Annotated in this window: 16 protein-coding genes; 7 read left to right on the top strand and 9 right to left on the bottom strand. The window is 64.4% G+C overall.

Annotated elements, in window-relative coordinates; translation table 11 throughout:
- Nucleotides 1–11: 11 nt before the first annotated feature.
- Entirely contained in the window at nt 12–755 is a 744-nt protein-coding gene (locus ACN9M3_RS16785; protein WP_426318011.1) for a substrate-binding periplasmic protein, read from the top strand.
- On the opposite strand, the gene nadB is transcribed toward ACN9M3_RS16785, so the two are convergent.
- Nucleotides 752–2,359, bottom strand: a complete 1,608-nt coding sequence (gene nadB, locus ACN9M3_RS16790) for an L-aspartate oxidase (RefSeq protein WP_426318012.1) — start codon at nt 2,357–2,359, stop codon at nt 752–754. The genes ACN9M3_RS16785 and nadB overlap by 4 nt on opposite strands.
- A gap of 101 nt (nt 2,360–2,460) precedes the next feature.
- Here nadB and prsR point away from each other — a divergent pair, with 101 nt between their 5' ends.
- A complete protein-coding gene (gene prsR / locus ACN9M3_RS16795) occupies nt 2,461–3,807 on the top strand; it encodes a PEP-CTERM-box response regulator transcription factor (protein ID WP_426318013.1) in 1,347 nt (448 codons plus the stop codon).
- Here prsR and ACN9M3_RS16800 read toward each other — a convergent pair.
- Complete coding sequence (locus ACN9M3_RS16800; RefSeq protein WP_426318014.1) at nt 3,781–4,401, bottom strand: ABC transporter permease; 621 nt, start codon at nt 4,399–4,401, stop codon at nt 3,781–3,783. The two genes, prsR and ACN9M3_RS16800, sit on opposite strands and share 27 nt — an antisense overlap.
- The gene (locus tag ACN9M3_RS16805) at nt 4,386–5,090 is read right to left on the bottom strand and encodes a hypothetical protein (RefSeq protein WP_426318015.1); all 705 of its coding nucleotides are present in this window, start codon (nt 5,088–5,090) and stop codon (nt 4,386–4,388) included. The genes ACN9M3_RS16800 and ACN9M3_RS16805 overlap by 16 nt, the downstream gene beginning before the upstream one ends.
- A 98-nt stretch (nt 5,091–5,188) precedes the next feature.
- Here ACN9M3_RS16805 and ACN9M3_RS16810 point away from each other — a divergent pair, with 98 nt between their 5' ends.
- The 3 genes from ACN9M3_RS16810 to ACN9M3_RS16820 are packed head-to-tail and all read left to right on the top strand — an operon-like array spanning nt 5,189 to nt 9,758.
- Nucleotides 5,189–7,270 (top strand): glycosyltransferase, encoded by a 2,082-nt coding sequence (locus tag ACN9M3_RS16810; protein ID WP_426318016.1) that lies wholly within the window; start codon nt 5,189–5,191, stop codon nt 7,268–7,270.
- A 1-nt stretch (nt 7,271) separates the two neighbouring features.
- Nucleotides 7,272–8,699: an oligosaccharide flippase family protein gene (locus ACN9M3_RS16815; RefSeq protein WP_426161572.1), complete on the top strand. Its 1,428-nt coding sequence runs from the start codon at nt 7,272–7,274 to the stop codon at nt 8,697–8,699.
- 12 nt (nt 8,700–8,711) lie between these two features.
- On the top strand, nt 8,712–9,758 hold the full coding sequence (locus tag ACN9M3_RS16820) for a glycosyltransferase family 4 protein (RefSeq protein WP_426318017.1): 1,047 nt from the start codon (nt 8,712–8,714) through the stop codon (nt 9,756–9,758).
- Nucleotides 9,759–9,761: 3 nt separating this feature from the next.
- On the opposite strand, the gene ACN9M3_RS16825 is transcribed toward ACN9M3_RS16820, so the two are convergent.
- The 4 genes from ACN9M3_RS16825 to ACN9M3_RS16840 form a co-directional block, all read right to left on the bottom strand.
- On the bottom strand, nt 9,762–10,508 hold the full coding sequence (locus ACN9M3_RS16825; protein WP_426161574.1) for a class I SAM-dependent methyltransferase: 747 nt from the start codon (nt 10,506–10,508) through the stop codon (nt 9,762–9,764).
- On the bottom strand, nt 10,505–11,269 hold the full coding sequence (locus tag ACN9M3_RS16830) for an XrtA-associated tyrosine autokinase (protein ID WP_426161575.1): 765 nt from the start codon (nt 11,267–11,269) through the stop codon (nt 10,505–10,507). The genes ACN9M3_RS16825 and ACN9M3_RS16830 overlap by 4 nt, the downstream gene beginning before the upstream one ends.
- A gap of 11 nt (nt 11,270–11,280) precedes the next feature.
- Nucleotides 11,281–12,804 (bottom strand): XrtA system polysaccharide chain length determinant, encoded by a 1,524-nt coding sequence (locus ACN9M3_RS16835; RefSeq protein ID WP_426318018.1) that lies wholly within the window; start codon nt 12,802–12,804, stop codon nt 11,281–11,283.
- Nucleotides 12,805–12,906: 102 nt separating this feature from the next.
- On the bottom strand, nt 12,907–13,845 hold the full coding sequence (locus tag ACN9M3_RS16840) for an EDSAP-1 family PEP-CTERM protein (protein WP_426161577.1): 939 nt from the start codon (nt 13,843–13,845) through the stop codon (nt 12,907–12,909).
- 172 nt (nt 13,846–14,017) lie between these two features.
- Here ACN9M3_RS16840 and ACN9M3_RS16845 point away from each other — a divergent pair, with 172 nt between their 5' ends.
- Both ACN9M3_RS16845 and ACN9M3_RS16850 read left to right on the top strand, forming a co-directional pair.
- Nucleotides 14,018–14,731: an N-acyl amino acid synthase FeeM domain-containing protein gene (locus ACN9M3_RS16845; RefSeq protein ID WP_426318019.1), complete on the top strand. Its 714-nt coding sequence runs from the start codon at nt 14,018–14,020 to the stop codon at nt 14,729–14,731.
- A 1-nt stretch (nt 14,732) separates the two neighbouring features.
- Complete coding sequence (locus ACN9M3_RS16850; protein ID WP_426318020.1) at nt 14,733–16,343, top strand: FAD-binding oxidoreductase; 1,611 nt, start codon at nt 14,733–14,735, stop codon at nt 16,341–16,343.
- Here ACN9M3_RS16850 and ACN9M3_RS16855 read toward each other — a convergent pair.
- Nucleotides 16,328–17,215, bottom strand: coding sequence for a hypothetical protein (locus tag ACN9M3_RS16855; RefSeq protein ID WP_426161580.1), 888 nt, complete (start codon nt 17,213–17,215; stop codon nt 16,328–16,330). The genes ACN9M3_RS16850 and ACN9M3_RS16855 overlap by 16 nt on opposite strands.
- A gap of 97 nt (nt 17,216–17,312) precedes the next feature.
- A complete protein-coding gene (gene prsT, locus ACN9M3_RS16860; protein ID WP_426318021.1) occupies nt 17,313–20,057 on the bottom strand; it encodes an XrtA/PEP-CTERM system TPR-repeat protein PrsT in 2,745 nt (914 codons plus the stop codon).
- Nucleotides 20,058–20,135 lie beyond the last annotated feature (78 nt).

Below are 20,135 nucleotides of genomic sequence, written 5' to 3' on the forward strand. Positions count from 1 at the left end.
AGGGAGAAATCATGCGCAAATTCGCTGCTGCTATCTTCGCCTTGCTTTGCTGCCTGCCGGCGGCGGCCCGCGACCTGCTGGTGATCGGTACCCATTTCGAACGCGTCTATGAACGCGGCCAGGAGGGTGAGATTGTTGGCCTGGGCCCCGAAATTGTGCGCCTTATCGCCGAGCGCCTGGGACATCGGGCCATCTTCGAACTCTATCCGTGGGCACGCGCCCAGGCCCTGGTCGCGCAAGGCAAGGCCGATATCCTGGTTGGCCCTTACAAGACTTTCGAGCGCCAACAGCTGATGTCGTTCTCAAAACTGCCGTTCTACCAGGACCAGATGGTGTTCTACGTCCGTAAAGGGGCGCTGCAGGATTGGAGCGGCGACTACGCGTCCCTGTCAGAACAGCGCATCGCCATCGTCAACGGCTGGTCCTATGGGCCTGCCTTCGACAAGGCAAGGCCGCAGCTGCGGCTGGATGTTGTGAACAGTGTCGACAGCGGGCTGAAAATGCTGGCGGCGCAGCATGCGCAAATGTTTGCCAGTAACCGCCGCAACACCGAACCGGTGCTGGGCCGGCTGGGGCTGTCAGGCCAGTTGGCCATGCTGCCACGGGTGATCGAGGTGCAGGATGGGTACTTCGCATTTCCCAAGCGCCCCGCAGCCGACGCGCTGCGCAAGGAATTCGATGCCGAATTCCAGCGCCTGGTCGAAAGCGGGGAGTTGAAGCGCCTGGGCTTGCGGCACGAGGTGAACGTGCCTTAGCGGCGCTCCGGCGTGAGCACGGTCGGCAAGGCTTTGGGCAGCGTAGCCGGGTAATCGCGGCTGAAATGCAGGCCGCGGCTCTCGCGCCGCTGCAGCGCACTGTTGACGATCAGCGAGGCAACTTCCACCAGGTTGCGCAGCTCCAGCAGGTCGCTCGTGATGCGGAAATGGCGGTAGTACTCGTCGATTTCTTCCTTCAGCAGGGCGATGCGGTGCTGGGCGCGCTCAAGGCGCTTGGTGGTGCGAACGATGCCCACATAGTTCCACATGAAGCGGCGCAATTCGTCCCAGTTGTGGGCGATGACCACTTCCTCGTCCGCGTCGGTGACGCGGCTTTCATCCCAATCCGGCAGGTAGGGCGTGCTTTCCTTGTCCTGGGCCAGGATGTCCTGGGCGCAGGCGCGCCCGATCACAACGCACTCGAGCAGGGAATTGCTGGCCAGGCGGTTGGCGCCATGCAGGCCGGTGCAGGCGGTTTCGCCCACGGCGTACAGGCCAGGCAAGTCAGTGCGGCCAAACAGGTCGGTCACCACGCCGCCGCAGGTGTAGTGCGCCGCCGGCACGATAGGGATCGGCTCCTTGGTGATGTCGATGCCCAGTTCCAGGCAGCGTGCATGGATGGTCGGGAAGTGCTCGATCAGGAAGTCGGCAGGCTTGTGGCTGATGTCGAGATGGACGTAGTCCAGGCCGCGCTTCTTGATCTCGAAGTCGATCGCCCGCGCAACCACGTCGCGCGGCGCCAGTTCGGCCCGTTCATCGTGCGCCAGCATGAAACGCTGCCCGGCGGCGGCGCCGGCTTCCGGCGGCAGCTTGAGCAGGCCGCCTTCGCCGCGGATCGCTTCCGTGATCAGGAAAGACTTGGCGTAGGGATGGTACAGGCAGGTCGGGTGGAACTGGATGAACTCCATGTTCGACACGCGGCAACCTGCGCGCCAGGCCATGGCAATGCCGTCGCCGCTGGCGGTATCGGGATTGGTGGTGTACAGGTAGACCTTGCCGGCGCCGCCGGTCGCCATCACCGTGTGTTCGGCCGTGACGGTGTGCACCTGGCCGGTTGTCACATCCTGGACATACAGGCCGTGGCAGCGGGGCTGCGAATTGGCGGGGCGCGGGCCCAGCTTGTCCGTGGTGATCAGGTCGATCGCGCAGTGCTGCTCGAACAGGCTGATGTTCGGATGCGCCCGGACTTTCTCTTCCAGCGTCACCTGCACCGCGTGGCCGGTTGCGTCGGCCGCATGGATGATGCGGCGCTGGCTATGGCCGCCTTCGCGGGTCAGGTGGAAGCCCAGTTCCGCGCTTTCGTCGCGGGTGAAGGGAACGCCGAGGCCAATCAGCCACTCGATGGCTTCGCGTCCGTGTTCAACGATGAAACGGGTGGCCCCTTCGTCGCATAAGCCGCCGCCGGCAACCAGGGTATCGGCAATATGCTGCTCGTGGCTGTCGCCGGAATCGAGCACCGCGGCGATACCGCCCTGGGCCCAGTTGCTGGCGCCGTCGAGCAGGGCGCGTTTGGAGATGATGGCTACTTTGCGGCTTTCCGCCAGGTGGAGTGCAACAGAGAGGCCGGCCAGGCCGCTGCCGACGATCACGACATCGAATTTCATGGTGTTTCGGGCTGTTTTTTCGCGTAATAAGCCACAATATAAACTATTTGCCGTTGCGCTGCCTCAAAAGCCCCACCGCCGGCATGCTGCATCATGGGCTCATGACCAAGAAAAAGCTGCTCGTGGTGGAGGATGACCTGGGCCTGCAAAAGCAGTTGCGCTGGGCCCTGGACGCGTACGAGGTGGTGTTTGCGGGGAACCGCGACGCCGCCCTTGGCCAGTTGCGCCGGCACCAGCCGGCGGTGGTGACCATGGACCTCGGCCTGCCGCCGGAACCCGATTGCGCAAGCGAAGGCTTGCTCTTGCTGCAGCAGATGCTGGCAATTGCTGCCGATACCAAGGTGATTGTCCTGTCCGGCAACCAGGACCGCGAAAACGTGCTGAAAGCGATGGCGCTTGGCGCCTACGATTTCCACCAGAAGCCACTGGATGGCGAGATGCTGCGCTTGATGGCGGAACGCGCCTTCTTCCTGCACACCGTGCAGCAGGAGAACCGGCGCATGCTGCAGACCGAGGCTGATTCGCCGCTGGCCGGCCTGGTCACGCGCGACCCCGGCATGCTGCGCGTATGCCGGAGCATAGAAAAAGTTGCGCCAAGCTCCGCTACCGTGATGCTGATGGGGGCGTCTGGCTGCGGCAAGGAAGTGCTGGCCCGCGGCCTGCACCAGCTGAGCGCGCGGCACGACCGGCGCATGGTGGCAATCAATTGCGCGGCAATTCCAGAGCATCTGCTGGAGAGCGAATTGTTTGGCTATGAGAAGGGTGCCTTCACCGGTGCCGAGCGGCAGACGCTGGGCAAGATAGAGCTGGCCGCCGGCGGCACCTTCTTCCTCGACGAAATTGGCGACATGGCGTTGCCGCTGCAGGCAAAGATGCTGCGCTTCCTGCAAGAGCGCGTGATCGAACGCCTGGGCGGCCGCAGCGAGATCGCGGTCGACGTGCGCATCGTCTGTGCCACGCATCGCAACCTGAAGGCGATGGTGGATGAGGGACGTTTCAGGGAAGACTTGTTCTACCGGCTGAGTGAAATCGTGCTGGTGGTGCCGCCGCTGCGCGAACGGATTGGCGATGCAGTCCTGCTGGCGCAACACTTCCGCCATCGTTTCCTGCAGGCTGAAGGACGCCCGCCGCTGCCATTCCATCCGGATGCGCTGGCCGCGATTGAAGCCTATGGCTGGCCGGGCAACGTGCGCGAGATGGAGAACTGCATCAAGCGTGCCGCCATCATGAGCGAAGGCCCGCATATCACGCTGGAGGACCTGGGCCTGCCGCCCGGCGCCCCGCAGGCCGAGAACATCGACCTGCGCGATGCGCGCGATGCTGCGGAATACCGGGTGATGGTCAAGGCCCTGGCCAGGACCGGCGGCAATATTGCGCGCGCCTCCGAACTGCTGGGCGTGAGCCGGCCCACGCTGTATGACTTAATGAGCCACCACGGGATCAAGTAAATCCGCTTCGCGCCATTCGCGCGCAGCCTTCAATTGCTGCCGCAGGCCGGGGAGCGGGAATCCAAGGCCATATGCCTTGTGTGCCGCATCCAGTGCCGCCGGCCAGTCCTTCTGCCTTACCCGGGCCAGGCCCAGGTTGTACCAGGCGGCGGCATTGCCTGGCTGTGCCTGCAGCGCCGCCTGCAAATGCTCTATCGCATCGGCATCGCGCCGCAAGGACAGCAGATAGGCGCCGAACAGGGCGCGTGTTGCGCCATCTTTGGGCGCGAACGCGATGGCGCGCTGGAAGTAGCACTCCACGGTGTGGTGTGCCCCCGGCGCTTGCGCCTGCTTTGTGCGCAATGCAAGGCGCGCCATTGCCGACAGGGCGCGGGGATGGTTGGGAAAGTGTTCCAGCGTGTAGCCGATATCGCCGCCCAAGGTGCCCGACATCCCGCGCTGCAGCGCTTCCACCTGCGGGCCGAAATGGAAGGTCTCGACCACGGCCAGGCCTTTGGCATCCTCGGCGTCGTAGTAATCGCCGCCGGTTGCGCCCTTGCTGTAGGGCGGACAGTCGGCCGTGAGGGCGGCGAGCAGGATCAGGTAGGCTGGCATTGCGATTCTCCGTGTTCGAGCGGGCGCGTGTCGAAGACGAGTTGCGGCCGCGACCTGGGGCTGGCGGACAAGTGTACGAAAGGAGGGCGGTTGGCGAACATCAGCTGCCAGCGCCCCAGCGCAATGAACGTCGCGCTGCCAAGGTGGACCGCGCCGATGCGATGATGGGCTCGCAGCGACCCCGGATTGAAAGCCGAAATCCGGCTGCATGTCCACTGGATCCCGCGTGCATGCATGCAGCGGTGTGCCTCATCCCAGATCCGGCAGAATGCCGTACCAAGGCGCATATGCGGCTGCACGAACACATCATAGTCCCAGCAAGAGTGCGGCGATGGCAGGCAGTAGCGGGCGCGGACTTCGTCTTCTTCGTAAGCGCCGAACTGGTACCACAGGATTGCGGCGAGCTCGCATCCTTTCCAGGCCGCGATGCTGCAGCCGCCCTGTCGGAATCGCGCCGCCACGACTTCACGCGGCCTGGGATACTCCGCCGGCAAGTCGGCCAGGCTGGCGATGGGAGACATCAGCAGCCTGCCGGGGGCACTGCGCATGGCGCTCGATGGCACGCGCTGCGCGACAAAATGGTAGCGCCACATATGCAGGCCGAACAATTGCAAGGCCCGCGCGGCGGCATACCAGGCCGCATTGCCGGCGCCGAGTTCCGAAACAGTGTGCAGGAAGCGCGTGAACATAAAGTCATTACAGCAAAGCTTCGCGCGGGCTCTTTGAGCTAGCGCAAGCAGCTGCGCCGGCGCCTTGCATAGACTGGGACCTCCAGGGAGGAATCATCATGCTTACTGTGCTGATGGCTACGTTCAACGGCGTGCGCACCTTGCCGCAGGTGCTCGACGCCTACACGCAGTTGCATAGCCCTGAGGAAGGGTGGCGGCTGCTGGTGGTGGACAACGGCAGCGACGACGGCACGCGCGAGCTGTTGATGTCCTACACCAGCCGGCTGCCGCTGCACTATGCCTACGAACCGCGGCGCGGCAAGAACGCTGCCCTGAACCACGGCCTGGCTTTGGCGATGAAGGGGCCAGAGACACGGTTGTTCGTTTTCACCGACGACGACGCCACTCCCGACCGAGACTGGCTTGTACGCTACGCCGGCGCGGCAACGGAGCGCCAGGGCTTCGCCATCTTCGGCGGCAGCATCGTTCCCGACTGGAGCGTGGCGCCGCCGGAATGGCTGCTGCGCCTGGTCCCTTGCGGCCTGACGTACGGCCTGACGGACCCGATGCTGCCGGAAGGACCTGTCTACCCCGGACTGGTCTGGGGCGCCAACATGGCGGTGCGCGGCGAAGTATTCCGTCACGGCTACCGCTTTGACGAATCGATCGGGCCGGCCGCGGGCGAGTACGCGATGGGCGGCGAAGTCAGTTTCACCCGGTTGCTGGAAGGCGCCGGCTTCCAGTCGTGGTTCTGTCCGGCGGCCCGCGTTGCCCACCACATACGCCCGGTGCAGCTGACACCGGACTGGGTGATGGCGCGCGCCCGCCGTTATGGCCGCGGCGCTTGCCGTTTGACGCGGCCCGGCCAGTTCCCGGAACTGTTCGGCGCACCGCGCTGGATGCTGCGCAAATATGTGGAAGAACTGTGCGGGCTCGGTGCAGCCATGGTGTTGCGCCAGCCGGAGCGCATATTCCAGCGGCGCTGGGAACTGGCCTACCTTGGCGGCTATATCGCCGAAGCGGCGGCTGCCACCAGGCGTCCGGCCAGCCGGCGCATAGTGCTCACCAGCTTTTCCGGCGAACTGGGCGGCATGGAGCTGCGCATGCTCGACGAGGCCCGCTTCCTGAAGGGCGTTGGCTACGACTGCGTATTGGCGCCACCGCGCTTTGCCGGCGATGAACGCTGGCGCCAGTCTGCGCAGGATGAATGCGTCGAAATCGCCGACTTGAACGTGCCGCCCATGCTGGAGGAGTGGCCGTGGCGGCGCCTGAACCGCTTGCGGGCGATGGCCTTCAGCGCGCCGGCATTGCGCAAGCTGCGTCCCGACCTGGTGCACGTGGCGTTCTGCTGGACGACTTACGGCGCCAGCGCCTTGTGGCTGGCACAGCATTGCGGGGTGCCGGCCGTGATCAGCGTGCACAATGCGTTTCCTCACACCGAATTCAATGAGTGGCAGCGCAGCCTGCTGCAGCGGGCAATGGCAGGCGTGAAGGGTGTGTACGCAGTTTCAGGCTCCGCGATGAAACACTTCCTGTCCCTGTACCGGGAATGGTTGCCTGCCGACGTGCGGCTGGCCGTCATTCCGAACTGCGTGGACCTGCGTCGCTTCCAGGCTTCGCCCCGGCGGCGGTCTGCTGCGCGTCGCCAATGGGGAATCGCTGACAATGACGAAGTGATAGGCAGCGTAGGCCGCCTGTCGGCGCAAAAGCGCCCGGAGGAGTTGCTTGCGATCTTCGCTCATTTGGCCAGGGTGCGGCCCCGTCTGAAACTCCTCTTGGTGGGGACCGGCCCGCTGGAATCGTCATTGCGGGACATGGTGCGCCGCCAGCGCCTGACGCGGCGCGTCATCTTCACCGGCTTCCAGGCCCAGGTCGAGTCGATCATTCCAGCCATGGACCTGCACCTGCTGGTCAGCCGGCGAGAAGGTTTCGGCATTGCGACGATCGAGGCGATGGCATGCGGGGTGCCAGCGCTGGCGACGCGGGTCCCCGGCAGCGAAGATATCCTCGAAGGCAGCGCAGGCGGGCTGCTGCTTACTCCGGGCGATATTGACAATGCGGTCGCGACGATCGGCGCCCTGCTCGACGACCCCGTGCGCCGCACCGAGATGGGCCGCCAGGGCAGGGTCGAGGTGGAAGCGCGCTATGCAGTGCCGGTGATCAGCGCACAGGTGGAGGCTTTCTACGACGGGCTGGCGTGAGATGCGTGGAGTCGCCCGCAACTTTGCCTTTGGCTTTGCCGAGAAGTACCTGCAGGCCGCCCTGGCCCTGGCATCTTCCATCATCCTCGCCCGGCTCCTGTCGCCGTCCGAGATCGGCGTCTATTCGATCGCTGCGGTGCTGACCGGGCTGGCGCAGGTGTTCCGCGACCTGGGGACCGGGCAGTTGCTGGTCGCGCGGCGCGAACTGTCGACCGCGGAACAGCGCGCTCTGCTGTCCATTTCCGTGGCGATGGGATGGAGCCTGGCTGTGCTGCTGGCTGGCCTGGCAGAGCCGTTGGGAGTGTTCTATCGGCAGCCGGATCTGGCACAGGTGCTGCGCATCCTGGCGCTGAATTTCGTACTGGTCCCATTCTCGTCGCAGATAACCGCGATGCTGCGCCGTGAAATGCACGCAAGCGCGCTTTTGATGGTATCGGCCAGCTACTGCTCGACCCAGTTCGCTGCCACCATTGCGTTGGCGGCAGGCGGATTGGGGCCGTGTGCGCTGGCCTGGGGAAGCTTTGCCGCGACCTTCGCAGCCTTCCTCGTCGCGCTCACCCGGCAACCTGCAGGCATGGCGTGGCGCCCGGGGCTGCAGGGGATTCGTGCGCTCGTGCGGCCCGGCGGGCTGGCCGTTGCCGGAAATGCGATCGACGAGATCGGCGTGGTAGCACCGGACCTGATCGCCGGCAAGCTGCTTGGCGCGGAGCAGGTCGCGCTGCTGGGCAAAGCGCAGTCTGTGCTGTCCCTCTTCAACCAGGCCGTTACCAGCGCTGTCTCGCCAGTGATCTTTCCGCTATTCGCGCGGCATGCCCGTGAGGGAGGCGATGCCCTGCAGGCCTATGTGTCGGCTGCCGCCTGCATTACGGCCTTGTCCTGGCCCTTCTTCCTGTTCGCCGGCCTATACGCTGAACCAATTGTGGCGTTGCTGTACGGACATCAGTGGCAAGCCTGCGTACCTTTGATCCGGATCATGTGCGGTGCTGCCGCGCTGTATAGCATGTTCAATATGGGGCGCTACCTGTTGCTCGCCACCGGCCATATCGGTGAGCAGGCGAGGATAGACGCGATCGCTGTACTCGGGCGCTTGTCGATGCTGCTTCCGGCGGGCCTGGCGGGCCTGGAATGGCTGGCGGCAGCAATCGCTTTCAGCCTGGCTTTGCGCAGCTGGCTGGTGTTGCGGTGCTTGCAGAAGTTGTTCGGCCTGCAGCCGGCAAACCTGCTCCGGGCGCTGCGCAAGAGCGCCATGGCTACCCTTGCTGCCATCGCCCCGGCCATGCTGGTGCTGGCGATGGCCCGCAATGAAGCGCCGGGTGTACTGCATTTGATGGCGGGCGCCGGCAGCGGAGCGCTTGGATGGGGGCTCGCAATCTGGCTCCAGCAGCACCCATTGGCGGGCTTGCTGCGCCGCGCCGGCTGGCAACAATGAGGGGAGGGCGCTATGCGAATCGGAATCCTGTCGTATCCCATGTTGTTCCAGCGCGAAGGGGGCCTGCAGGTGCAGGTGCGTGAGACCATAGCGGCGCTGAATCACCTTGATGCGTCGATGTCGGCCGAACTGGTCGACCCTGCGCGCCAGAAGCTGGCCGACTTTGACCTGATCCACGTTTTCTCTGCCTTTAACGGCAACTTTCGCGTGGTGGAATCGGCGGTCGAACTGGGCCTTCCCGTCGTGCTGTCACCGCTGGTGTCTCCCACCTGGAACCGCAATGCGGGTTTTCGCGCGCGGGTGGCGGACCGGCTGGCCGGGCGCATCTGTTCCTACAATCTCCAGACAAGCTATGCCCAGACAAAGCGCGCCCTGCAGCTAGCCGACCTGGTGATTGCGCTTGGCGAGGCGGAGCGGGAAGCAATCATCAGCGGCTTCCTGACGGAGCGCTCCAAGATTCGCGTCTTTCCCAATGGGATCAGCCGCCAGTTCTTCACGGCGAAAGGCGAGCTGTTCCGTCACCGTACCGGGATAGTCGGTCCCTTCGTGCTCACGGTGGGCACCGTTTCGTCATACAAGAATCAACTTGGCCTGGCGCAGGCGCTGGAGGGCAGCGAGCTGCCTTTGGTAATGATTGGTCCCGTCGCGTGCGAAGAGCATGATTACTTGCAAAGGGTGCTGAAATCACCCTGGGCGCGTTGGCTTGGGGCGCTCAATCATGAAGACCCGCTCCTGGCCAGTGCCTATGCAGCGGCCTCGGTAGTGGCGCTGCCCAGCCAGGGCGAGATCTTTCCCTTGTCGGTGCTTGAAGCCTTGGCTGCCGGAACCCCTGTGGTCATGACGCAAGACAGCGCGCTGCAACTGGATGGTTCAGATGCAATGCTGCGCAAGGTCGGCTGGGATGACCAAGCCGGGCAGCGCGAAGCAATCATCGCACTGGCTTCCCGGCCGCCGGAGCGCACCACCGTGCAGTCGATGGTCGAGCAGTTTACGTGGCAGCGAGTCGCCACGCAGGTCGCCGCCTGCTATCGGGAATTGGTACCGGCCAAGGCCGCCTGACCTTCAAGCTTTAGGCTTGTAGCGCAGCATGGCGGCGCCCTTTTCACAGGGCAGCGAGCTGATTTCAAGCTCCGGGAATTCGGCTGCCCAGCGTTGCAGGGCCGTGCGCTCGCCGGGACGCATTGCGTCGTCAAGGAAGATCGCGGCACCCGGAGCCATGCGCGGGAACAGGATGGGACCGGCCGGATAGCGCGCGGCGTCGCTTGTCGCCTGCGGCGGGCCATCGATCACGACCATCTCGATCGCTTGCCCGGTCGACAAGCCGCTACAGTCGTACCAGGGCTGCTGGCGGCCGCCGAACGTTTGCGTCAGCAGTGGCGCGTCGATGACCGTTGCCCAGTCCGCCAGGCCGTGCAGTTCCAACTGTCGCCGCGTGCGCCGGGCATAGGCGGGATCGTGTTCGAGGCTGTACACCTTGCCGGCGCCGTTGATTTGCATGCATCGGGCCAACACGAGGGTCGAAGTCCCGCTGCTGCATTCGACGACGCATCGCGGCTTCTCATCGAGGGCATGGGCTGCCAGTTCCTGGAGAAAATCCGGCGATGCGGCCCAACCCCGCGTCAGGGGCAAGGCACGCTGCAGCCCCAGGCTGATGTAGAGCCCCTGCAGGGCTTCGAGCTGCCTGAATAGCGACGCATGTTCCTGCCGCGAATCATCCTTCATCGCGTGCACCAGCAAGTGCATATTCCGCACCTTGTGCAGGATATAGGCGCACATGAGCAGTAGCCCGATGGCAGCGGCATCTATCATTCGTAATACCCGTAGTATTGGGCGCCGGGGAAGGCGCGCGACTTGTTGTAGACCAGGTTCACGTGCCGGCAATGCTCGATGCGCTGCAGGGCTGCCTGCACGGCGGACTGGGTCGTGGTCTCGGCTTCCACCACCATGACAACCTGTCCCATTTGGGAGACGAGCACACTGGCCTCGGTAGTCAGCAGCAAGGGCGGCGAATCGAAAACGATGATGCGATCCGGGTAGCGACTGGCGAGCTCTTCCAGCAGGCGGCTCATATTATGGCTGGCAAGGAGTTCTGTCGCGTGGCGGCTGGCGGGACCGGAAGGCAGCAAGGTCAGCGACGGAACATTGGTGCGCATGATCACGTCGGACAATTCCACGCTGCCATCGAGCAGCACATTCATCAGGCCCCGTTCAGCCTGCAAACCCAGCACTTTCAGTACCGACGGGCGCGCCACGTCGGCGTCCACCAGCAGCGCGCGTGCATCCTTTTCCATGGAAATGCTCATTGCCAGGTTGACCGCGCAATAGGTCTTTCCTTCTCCCGGCAGGGCGCTGGTGACGACGATCAGGTTGCCGTGCGGGATGGCGTTGGCGCCGCCGGAGCGCGCGTCATTGAGCAAGTGGCGCTTGACGATCCGAAAGTCCTCGGCGACGGAAGTGCGGCCGCTCTCATGCGTCACCATTCCGCGCTGCCGCATCCGGACCAGGTTGATGTCGGCGTAACCGAGTTCGGTCGGCGGTGCAAGTTCCAGCAGGTTGGGCGGTAATTGCATGGGGCCTCCATCTATTGGTAGAACAGGGTGAACACCATCACGCCGCTATAGCCAAGCAACAGGCAGGCGCTGCCGGCGCTGAAACCCAGGCGGTCGCGCGCATGCCGGCGCTTCTCTTCATCGGTCCAGTTCATGCCAATGGTACCGAGCACCCGCAAGCCGGTCGCCGCGCGCAAATCGGCCGGACTCAGGAACGTGGGGCGCAGTTCGGACAGCCCGAGCGCTGCCGCTGCGCCACCGATGAGGCCGGCGGCCAGCACTGCGCTGTAATACAGGGCGCGGTTGGGGCCGATGGGGCGCTGGGGCATGGTTGGCGGATCGATGATCTTGAAACTCATCATTTCTGTGGTGGTTGTCAATTCCCCCGACAGCTTGGCTGCCTCGCGGCGCGCAACGAGCTTCTCGTAATTTTCCTTGTTCACCTGGTAGTCGCGTGTCAGTTGGCCGAGCTGGGACTCGAGTTCGGGCACGGCATTGCGCTGCTCCTGGAGCTGCGCCTGGCGCTGTTGCATGGCCTCGACACGCGCCCGTAATGCGGCCACCCGCGCTTCCGATTCCGCCAAAGCCACCTTCATTTGCTGGAACAAGGGGGTGTACTGGCGCGCTGTGTCGCCGGGGTCAGCATGCTTCTGGCGCTCTTCGCGCCGTTTCTCTTCAAGCTGGGCGATCAGGCGCAGGGCTGCCACGACATCGGGATGCAGGTCGGTGTATTGCATGCGCAGGGCATCGAGGCTCTTGTTCAAGGCGCTGATGCGCGAGTCGAGCTCGGATACCTCGCCCGGCGTGCCGACGCCCGCAAGCAGCGGCTCGTCGCCGCCGAATTGGGCTTCAATGGCCTTGCGCGCCTGTTCGGCCTCGGCCAGCTCCAGCTGGGCGCTGGCCAATGCGTCGTTCGCGGTCAGCAGCTTGCCGCCATAATCCTGGCCTTCGCGCGGCAGCAGGTAGTTGTGTTTGAGACGGAATTCCTTGACGGCGTTCTCCGCCGTGAGCAGGCGGTCTTCGTAATTCTTGATCTGTTCGTCGATGAACTGGACCGCCTTCTCGGAATCGCCTTTCTTTCCCTTGAAACTGCCTTCCACGAAGATCGACAGCAAGGCCTGCACCACGTCGCGCACCTGGCGCGGGTCGGAGTGGGTGTAGCCGATGGTGTAGATATCGTAGGTGCCGGTGCCGTTGATGTGAATCCGCTTCAGCATATCGTCGACCATCGCATCGTGGTCGCGTGCGGACACCGAGCGCACGTCCAGGTCCACCATGCGCAATACCCGATCGATATTCGGCCGGCTTAGCAAAGTCCGGCTCATGATGGCGACTTGCTGCTCGACGTTGGGCATGCTGGTCATGCCCACCATCAGCGGCTTCAGGATGCTTTGGGTATCGACGAACACGCGGGCCGTGCTCTGGTACTCGTTGGGCAGGGAGTAGACCTTGGCCCAGCCTATCAGCACAATCACCCAGGCGATGCTGAATCCCGCCCAGCGGTGCTTCCAGATGCCTTTCAGGCCGGACAGCAATTGGCTGAAGAGATGCTCCATGCTGCGCTCCCTGGTGATACGCCTCGGTCCTCTGGATTATATGGGCGGGATTCCAGCCTGGCTGGCGAACCCGCCCGAACGTTGAGGCCTGTCAAGAAGTGCTCAGGATTTGCGGCGGCGCAGCGCAACCGACATCGCCAGCATGCCTGCAGCGAGCACGGCCAGCGAATCCGGCTCCGGCAACTCCTGCTGCAGGGCGTTGGCCAGAGTGTTGTGCTGGATCGTGATCTGGTAACTGGTGCCGGCTGTCAGCAAAGGCGACACCTTGGTGAGCGGCACCCCGGGCAGGGTCGCAAAGGTGTACGTAAGGATGCCAGGGCTGCCATCCGTGCGGCTGCGTACACTGAATGCGTTCAGGTCGTCTGGCGCGAAGTCGAAGATCCGGCCCTGGGTGGTCAGGTCGATGATGTTGATGGACCACGACAGCCGTGCATTGGCATTGGCGTCCGGTCCCGATCCGGGCGACACATAAGCCTGGGTGAAGGCGGTTGCGTCGAACGACACAGTCATGGTGTCGGCTGCTCCCAGCGTGAACTGGAAGGTGGTCGAGGTACCGACGTCGGAATTGCCCGATGCGATGGCGTTCAGGGCGGTCGAGGCATCGGCCCGCGTGCGGGCGTGTGCCCCGGCCGGCGCTGCGCCGATGGTAATGGAGGCGCCGGTCAGGTCCTGGTCGGCATAGCCGAAAGTGCCTGGCACTGGCGGCGGGCTGGGCAGCGGGGTGAAGTTGTTTTCGCCCAGGCCCCCGCAGGGGGCGCCCATGCATTGATGCGGCACGTTCGGGACACCGAGCAGGATCGGGATCGACGAGGTTCCGTTCGCGAAGACGCCGTTCAGCGAAGCAGTTGCATGGGCATCGTTGGTACCCTGCAAGATCGTGAAGTCGGTCGTGCTGTAGGCGGTGCCGTTGGAGTGGAGCAGCCTGAAGTTGTTGATGTCGAGGATGGCCGAGGCAAAGGTGGAGGCCTGGACCGGTACGCTGGCAAGGCTGGCCGCCAGCAAGGCGGCAGTTGCCAGTAAAGACTTGCGCAAGGTAGTCATAGCGTGGATCTCCCGATTGGATTGCGGCAGGTTTGCCGGCATGGTCGTATGAGCAGCATCCGTGCCATGCCGTGGCGCCCCGTTGGCCGCGGCCCGTGAAAAGAAATCCGACGCGTGCGGAACCTTGGGCCAGCCCGAGCATCCAAGCCCTATACCGATAGGAGGACGCACCGTGGACGACGACACCATTGTTTCCCTGTTGATTGACGAGAACGCTGGCGGCGAGCAGCCGTTGCACGCGATCGACCAGCAGCTTTTCCATATCCGGCTGGCCAATTCGGCCGGCAAACGCGAAGCGGCCAGTGTGCTGCTGCAAAAGATGTATGGCTGGCGCGGCTATGAAGTGGATCCCAACGCCCCCCACCAACCCAACCGTATCACCCTGGCGGCCGATAGCCGGGGTGATACGGTTGGCACCATGTCGCTGTGCCTTGACGACCCCGACATTGGCCTGCCGGCCGATGAAAACTTTGGCGACATCCTGTCCGCACTGCGGGAGCAGGGACGACGCCTGTGCGAACCGGCGCGGCTGGCCATCGACCGCAATGTCAATATGCGCGTGTTTGCAGCGCTGATCCACATCTCCTATGTGTACGCGCACAACCTGCACGGTTGCACGGATTATGTGATCGAAGTCAACCCGCGCCATGTCAGGTTCTACAAGCGCATGCTGGGTTTCCGCGATGCGGCGCCGGAGCGGCACTGCAGCCGGGTCGGCGCGCCGGCGGTGCTGCTGCGGCTGGACCTGGCGCACATGGCGGAGCAGATACGGCTCTATGGCGGGCGCATGGAATCGGTGCCTAACGAACGTTCCTTCTACCCCTTCTTTTTCTCGCCGCAAGATGAGGCCGGTATTACGGTCCGCTTGCGCGAGGGGAGGGACTGAGATGGCGAACCTCCAACCCGCACTGCAGGCCTGGCGCCTGCTGCTTGGTCCAGCCCGGGTGCTTGCCTCGCCCAGCGAACTTGCGCCGTACACTGCCAGCACCTCGGGCCAGCCCGTCGCGCCCCTTGCAGTGTTGCGTCCGCTATCGCACGGTGAGGTGGTGGCCGTGGTGCGCAGTGCCGGCGAATTTGGCGTCCCGCTGTATCCGCTGAGTACCGGCCGCAACTGGGGATACGGCGACGCCAACCCAAGCAGCGAAGGCCAGGTCATCGTGGACCTGGGCGGGATGAACCGCATTCTTGAGATCGATCCGGACCTTGCCTATGCCGTGATCGAGCCCGGCGTCACGCAGGCCCAGCTCGCCGGTCAACTGGCGGAGCTGCAACTTCCCCTGTGGATGGATTGTACCGGCGCCGGGCCGGATACCAGCCTCGTCGGCAACATCCTGGAGCGCGGCTTCGGCCATACGCCCTATGGCAACCGCATGCTGCATGTAGCCGGCATGCGCATCGTGCTGGCCAGCGGCGACACGCTCGAGACTGGTTTCGCCCATTTTGCCCACGCCAGTGCCGCCCACCTTTACCCGTATGGTGTCGGGCCATGGCTGGACGGTTTGTTCACGCAATCGAACTTCGGCATTATTACCAGCCTCGGCTTCTGGCTGATGCCGCAAACGGAAGTGGTAAGCCACCTGGTTGCGAGCGTCCCCGGCTTCGAGGGCATCGCCGCAGTTGTGGATGCGCTGCGCCCACTGCGCCTGGACGGCACATTGCCCAGCGTGGTCCATATCGGGAACGATTTGCGCGTGCTGTCGGGAGGAATGGTGTTCCCAGCGTCGCTGGCGCCGCAAGGGCCGCCGCTGCCGCTTCCATTGCGCGCCGGCCTGTGCCGGCAGGCCGGGATCGGCGCCTGGACTGTGTCAGCTGCGCTTTACGGCCGGCCGGCCCAGGTGGCCGATGCGCGCCGTGCCCTGCAGGCGGCCATTGGCAGGCTGGCCACCTTGCGCTTTATCGATGACCGCACGCTGGCACTCGGAAGCATCGCGGCCCGCCTGATGGGAAAAGGCAGGCTCGGATCGCGGTTGTCGGCGCAGGTCGACCTTGGCCGCTCCCTCTTGAACATGAACCGCGGCATTCCGGATGGCCGCTTCCTGGCAGGCGCCTACTGGCGTCGCCGAGGTGGCCTGCCTCAGGGATTCCCACTGGGCGCCAATCCGGCGCGCGACGGTTGCGGAATGATGTGGCTGGCACCCGTGCTGCCGATGCGCGGCACCGACTTGTTGCACGTGCACTCGCTGGTCGAGCCGCTGTTTGCTAGCCATGGCTTCGATCTGTTTGAAACCTTCAGCATGATCAACGAGCGTGCACTGGGCGGCGTGCTGACCATCTGCTTTGACCAGGAAGATGCGGCGGAGGCGGCGCGCGCCCGGCAATGCTACGATGCCTCGTTTGCACGGCTGATGGGCGCTGGATACATTCCCTATCGCGTGGGTCCGCAATCGGTGGGGGCCCTGGACAGCGGCCACGATACGTATTGGGACACCGTGGCCCGCATCAAGTCGGCGCTTGATCCGCAGCACATCATCGCCCCGGGCCGTTACCAGCCGCGCTGACGGCGCATGCGTAGCAGGAACAGCATGGCAGCGCCAATCGGCAGCAAGGCAAGGGTGGAGGGTTGGCCCAGCGCCACCTGGGCGATCACCGGATCGGACAGGCGGGCTGACCAGCCATTCTGGCCAATGGCCGTCAGGGCCAGGATGCTGGTCATGGTATTGGTGCCATAGAAGTCAGCTCCCCCTTGCTGCATACCGCTGGTGAAATAGCCGCATGCCGGACCGCCCGTGCAACGCGCCAGGAAGCTGCCAAAGCCGGACGAAGGCGAGGTGAGGCCGCTTAGCTGTTGCACCAGGGTGACCGGCGTTCCGCCTGGCGTAGTGGGCGATAGTCCCGGTACGAACTCCCAGCGCATCAACAGCTCGCCATCGGTAATGCCGCCAAGTTGCCTGAAACCCTGGCGTTGCGAGGCCTTGATGCCGCCAATGCCAAAGCCTGGGTTGGTTCCGCCGCTCAGTTTATCGAGGTAGAAGTCGAGGTGGATCTTGCCGTCGCAACCGAAGGCAAGATGGGTGCAACCGGTGCCGAAGACCTGGTGTGCCGACGACCCAGCCACCGGGAGCACTGCGGCATCGCCGGCACCATACATCAAGAAGGAAATACTCTGGTTGTCCTGTCCGCTGCGCCAGAGCTGATTGGCGGGGTTGCCGAGTTCATGGATGCTGGTCATATAGCCTGCACCGAAGCTGGCTTCGTGGATGCCGGGCGAAGCGCCGGTGTCGCCGCTGCGGGCCAGGTAGCCGCTGAACTTGATTTCGACCGCGCCCGGCGTGTGCAGCACAAACGGGGCGAGCGGGGTTGCGGCGGCGGTTCCGGCGATCGCCATGGCCGAAAGCCAGGCTGTGCCCTTGCAAAGTACGCTCTTGAACATGGTGTGCTCCCAGTGATGGATAAGCCCCACGTTGCAAGGAACGCGCCAGCGCCGGCGCCAAGGGGCGGCGCGCTCAGGCGTAAATTAGGCCGACACCTTACATCTTCGCCAGCAAGCCCTCGACCTCTGCCCTGTGCGCAAAACCCTGGACTGCCAATAATTGTTCGCATTGGCTGCGCGCGGCCCGCTTGTCGCCACTGCGGAACAGCGCGTGGGCGTAATGCAGCCGGATATCGCTGGCTGTCGGCGCAGTTTCCAGTGCTTTCTTCAGCAAAGGCAAGGCGCGCGCCGGCTTGCCGCTTTCGGCCAGGCTCCAGGCCAGGGTATCGGCTACTGCCGGATTTTGCGGGGCAAGCTGGTAGGCCCGTTCGGCGGTCCGCACCGCGTCCCCGCCTTTGGTATGAAGCAGCGTCCAGGCCAGGTCGTTCAAGGCAAGTACATTGTCCGGGTCGCGTTGCAGGATGATTTCGTACTCGCGCTGGGCGGCGCCAAACTGGGCCTGCTGCAGCAAATGACTCGCATAGTAGAGCCTGGTTGCCTGGTCGGAGGGATGTTGCCCAAGCCAGTCGCGCATGCTTTGGCTCGCCGCCTCAGCCTTTCCGGCTGCCAGCAAGGCGCGGTGCAGGGCGATCAATAGCGGCCCGCTGCTCTGCAGTCGGAAAGCACGCTCATACGAGGCCACGGCGTCAGCTGCCTTGCCTTCTTCAAGCCAGGCATCGCCTTCGAGCTTGAAGCCCATGCCGGAATCAGGCTGACGTTGCTGCACCGAGCGGGCCAGTTTGCGGGCCTCGTCGAATGCGCGGTTATCGAGCAGCAGCGCGCTCACCAGCAGCAGGGCATCTTCCCGGCTCGCGTCGAGCGCGACGGCCTTGCGTGCAGCCAGCAAAGCGGGTCCTTTCTGGCCGAGGGCGAGCGCGCTGCGTGCAATACGCAGTTGCACTTCGGGCTCGACGGGGCGGAGAAGCGCCAGCTTCCGCAGGCTTTCGAGCGCCAGCTTGTGCTGGCCGTTGGCCGCCGCTGCCTGCGCCAGCAAATCAAGGCTGGCCGGTTCGTTTGGGCGAACTGCTTGCAAGCGCTGGGCTTGCTGGAGTGCCTTGGCTGCCTGGCCGTTGCGCAAGTAAAGTGCTGTCAGCGCCTGCACGGGGGCAGCCGCATCGGGGGAGGACGCAATGGCCCGCTCCAGCCAGCTGATCGCTGCTGCGGCGTTGCCTTGCCTTGACTCGAGTTTGGCGAGCGCCATCATCAAGGGCAGGCTATTGCGCTGGCGCTCCAGCGCGGCGGTGTAGCGCTGTCGCGCCAGCGGTACCTTCTTTTCCAGCAAATCGAGCTCCGCCAGGTTGTCCAGCGCAGGCATATGGGCAGGGTCGAGTTCCAGTGAACGCGAAAAGGCCTTGCGCGCGCCAACCAGGTCGCCGCTGGCAAGCAGCACGCCGCCCTTGAGGTTTTGCACCGACGGATTGTCGCCCAGCGCTTCCATTTGCCGGACTTGCTGCATGGCTTTGCTGAAGTTGCGGTTGCGCAGGTAGCTCATGACCAACAGGGAAGCGGCGCGCGAAGCCGACGCTCCTTCCTTGCGTGTTGCCTGTTCAAGGGCGTCGACGGCCCGTGCGTCCTGGCCTTGGCTGAGCAGGCTCAGGCCACTGGCGGCCAAGAGGCTGCTCGACTCCGGCGCCAGGCTGCTGGCACGGCCAAACCAGCGTGCGGCCAGCTCGTGTTGTCCGGCACGCATGGCGGCCTCGCCACCAAGCGCCAGCAAGTCGATCTCTTGCGGATGCTCGGCGATTGCCGGCTCAAGTAGCGCCAGCGCGTCCCGGGGCTTGCCTTCTTGCAGATCACATTGGGCCAGCAGCCGCAGCGCGAACATTTCCCTGGGCTGTGACTGGCGATAGCGCAAGATATGAGACCGCGCCTGGGAAAATGCGCCGTTTTCCAGTTCAACAGTGGCAGCCAACAGCATGCTCGGCAAATGGTCCGGCGCCGCACGCAAGACCATCTGCGCGCGCTCCAGGGCGGCCTTGTGCTTGCCCTCGGCCAGGTCAAGCAAGCCCTGGGCGTAGAGGATCACCAGGCTGGCCGGCTGGATCTTCCTTGCCGCTTCGAGCCCTTCCCGGGCCAGCGCCGGGTTTCCCTGCACAAGATGGACCGATGCAATATCAGCAAATGCTTGTACATTGCTTTTATCGCGTTCAAGGATGGCGCGGTATGCCGCGAGGGCGCCGTCCAGGTCGCCTCGCATGCGCAGCAGGTCCCCCTGGAAGCGCAAGGTTTCGCTATTGTGCGGGTCGGCCGCAAGGGCGTGCTGCACCGACTCGCCTGCCGCATCGGTGTCGTTGCGCAGCAAGGCAAGCCGGGCCTGGCCCAGGTGGGCCTCGACCAGCTTGTCGTCTTTATGGAGTGCCTGGGTGTAAAGCTGGCCGGCATCTTCCGCCTTGCCTAGTCCAAGCAAGGCGTGGCCGCGCCAGGCCAGGACGGCCGGGGTCAGCGGATCAGCCTGCAATTCGTCGAGGACGCCCTGCCAGGACGCCTGGGCCAGCATGGCACGGACCAGCAGCGGCAACAGTTCCTGCCGGGGCTGGCCAAGGGCCAGGGCGCGTCGCAGTTCCTTTTCGGCCGAAACGGCATCGCCCATTGCCAGGTGCAACTCCCCCAGCATGCGTCTTGCCGCGCCATGGCCGGGCTCCTGCTGCAGCAGGTTCTTCAGATGGATGACGGCAGCCCGGTCTTCGCCGCTGTCGTGCGCCTTGCGCGCATCGGCAAGTACATCGGCGACCGGCTTCATTCTCTGGCAAGCGAGCAGGGCGGTCAGAGTCAATCCTGCGGCAATGGTAATCACGCGTGACATGGAAAACTCCCAGGCTGGTGGAGTTACCAGCGTAGGGAGCTCTCAGATCTGCTTGTTGATCGCGCTCAAGAAAGCACG

The organism is Pseudoduganella sp. R-43 (assembly GCF_049913255.1).
Taxonomy (GTDB): domain Bacteria; phylum Pseudomonadota; class Gammaproteobacteria; order Burkholderiales; family Burkholderiaceae_D; genus Rugamonas.